2 protein-coding genes and 1 pseudogene are annotated in these 2,445 nt (G+C 67.7%); all 3 read right to left on the minus strand.

Annotation, left to right across the window (positions count from 1 at the left end; translation table 11 throughout):
- Window positions 1-330 (minus strand): annotated as a pseudogene (locus WAN02_RS30690) (RDD family protein); the annotation flags it as partial.
- Window positions 331-392: 62 nt separating this feature from the next.
- Window positions 393-1,787 (minus strand): cystathionine beta-synthase, encoded by a 1,395-nt coding sequence (locus tag WAN02_RS30695; protein WP_422269143.1) that lies wholly within the window; start codon window positions 1,785-1,787, stop codon window positions 393-395.
- A gap of 95 nt (window positions 1,788-1,882) precedes the next feature.
- Window positions 1,883-2,445, minus strand: a 563-nt coding sequence (locus WAN02_RS30700) for an alpha/beta hydrolase fold domain-containing protein (protein ID WP_422269144.1), incomplete at its 5' end; no start/stop codon positions are given.

A 2,445-nucleotide genomic window follows, 5' to 3' on the forward strand; every position in this document is an offset into this window, starting at 1 on the left:
CCACATGACCGTCATGCCGAGCGTCGAATATCCGATCGTGCAGATCTGATCCACGGTGTTCGGGCTGATGTCCGTGAGGCAGGCGCTCTCCGCGGAGTTCTGCAGCACCAGCCAACCGACGCCGAGGATCAGCAGCAGCGGCAGATGGTCGACGAGGTAGGCCGCGACCCGGCTGAGCCACGGGGTGCAATCCTCTTTGGCCAGGCCGCGAAGGACCGGCCCCGGTGGCGGCGGCACATACCCGCCCGACGGCGGCGGCGGGGGCGGGTAGTTACCGCTGCCCGGAAGCGGGGGCGGCGGGAACGACGACGACGGCGGTTGTTCGGTCATGAACGGCTTTCCCTTTGCACACTGATTTGCTACCCGAAGTAATTTGCCTGAAACCGGTCCGGCTACTTGCGTAGCGCGCCGTCGGACAGAAAACCCAACAAGTCATACCGGGTGATGACGCCAACCGGCTTGCCTTCCTCGACGACCATCACGGCGTCCAAGTCGCGCAGCGTCTTGGCCAGCGAGCCGACCTGTTCGCCGGCGCCGATGATCGGCAGCGGCGGGCTCATGTGCATCCCGACGGCGTCGGCCAGGCTGGCGCGACCCTCGAAGACGGCTGAAAGTAGTTCGCGCTCAGAGACACTGCCGGCCACCTCACCGGCCATCACCGGCGGCTCGGCGCCGACGACGGGCATCTGTGACACCCCGTACTCGCGCAGGATGCTGATCGCGTCACGCACGGTCTCCGACGGATGAGTGTGCACCAGGTCGGGCAGATGGCCCGACTTACCCCGCAGCACGTCGCCGACCGTGGGCTGCTCGATCGAGCCGTCCAGCCGGGTACGCAGGAAGCCGTACGACGACATCCAGGCGTCGTTGAAGATCTTCGACATGTATCCGCGACCGCCATCGGGCAGCAACACGACGACCAGCGCGTCGGGCCCGGCGTGTTCGGCGACTTTCAGCGCCGCGACCACCGCCATGCCGCACGAGCCGCCGACCAGCATGGCCTCCTCACGAGCCAGCCGTCTGGTCATGTTGAACGAATCGGAGTCGGAGACCGCGATGATCTCGTCGGGCACCGCGCTGTCGTAGGCCGCCGGCCAGAAATCCTCGCCAACGCCCTCAACGAGATAAGGCCGACCGCTGCCGCCGGAGTACACCGACCCCTCCGGGTCGGCGCCGATGACGCGCACCTTCCCGCCGGAGGCTTCTTTGAGGTAGCGGCCGGCGCCGGTGATCGTCCCGCCGGTTCCGATCCCGGCGACGAAATGGGTGACCTGACCGTCGGTGTCGGCCCAGATCTCCGGCCCGGTGGTCTCGTAGTGGCTGGCCGGGCCCTGCGGGTTGGAGTATTGGTCGGGCTTCCAGGCACCGTCGATCTCGGCGACCAGCCGGTCGGAGACGCTGTAGTAGCTGTCCGGGTGCTCGGGCGGCACAGCGGTCGGGCACACCACGACCTCGGCGCCGTAGGCACGCAGCACATTCTGTTTGTCCTCGCTGACCTTGTCGGGGCAGACGAACACGCAGTGGTAGCCGCGGTGCTGGGCGACCAGCGCCAGGCCGACGCCGGTGTTGCCGGAGGTCGGCTCGACGATGGTGCCGCCCGGTTTGAGCTCTCCGCCGGCCTCGGCGGCGTCGATCATCTTCACCGCGATCCGGTCCTTGCTGCTCATCCCGGGGCTGAGGTACTCGACCTTGGCCACCACCCGGCCCGAACCCGGCGGCACGACCGAGTTCAGTTGAACCAGTGGAGTATTTCCGATCAGTTCACTGATGTGTCGCGCGATCCGCATGAGTAGATGGTCTCAGGTGCTGCCCGGCCGCGCGCAGCGGCTGTCCGCTGACGAGGCGGTCCGCCCAGCACATGGCCGGACGAACCAGCCTGGGCCTAGCCGGTGGCCTCGCGGATGTACTCGCCGATCTGCCGCAGCGACCGCGTTGCCTCGGGAATCAGCGGCGCAGCGAGCTGGAAGTCGTGAATCTGGCCCGGCCAGACCCGCACCTCGGTCGGCACTCCGGCCGCGGCGAGTGCCCGGGCCGCCACACGGGCGTCATGCAGCAGCACCTCTGAGCCGGACACGTGGATCAGCGTCCGGGGCAATCCCGGCTCGACGTGGTCGAGCGGCTCGTAGAGCTCTTCCGGTTTGCCGTCGACGAGGTGCTTGCGGGCAGCCTTGGCGACCAGCGTCAACAACGCGTCAAATGCCTTGGCGGGGAACATCGCATCGGTCTTGATGTTCGGGTGCGCCTGCTTGGGCCCCTTGGCCAGTTGCAGCAGCGGCGAGATCGCCACCAGCGCCGCCGGTTCCTCGTGGGCCTGCTGAAGCCGTTGCGCCAGAGCAAGAGCCAAATATCCGCCGGCCGAGTCGCCGGCTACCACGATCTGATCCGGCTGGTATCCGCGCAGGCGCAGCCAACGGTAGGCATCGTGGCAGTCGTCGAGCGCCTGGC

The organism is Mycobacterium sp. (assembly GCF_049281135.1).
Classification (GTDB): domain Bacteria; phylum Actinomycetota; class Actinomycetes; order Mycobacteriales; family Mycobacteriaceae; genus Mycobacterium.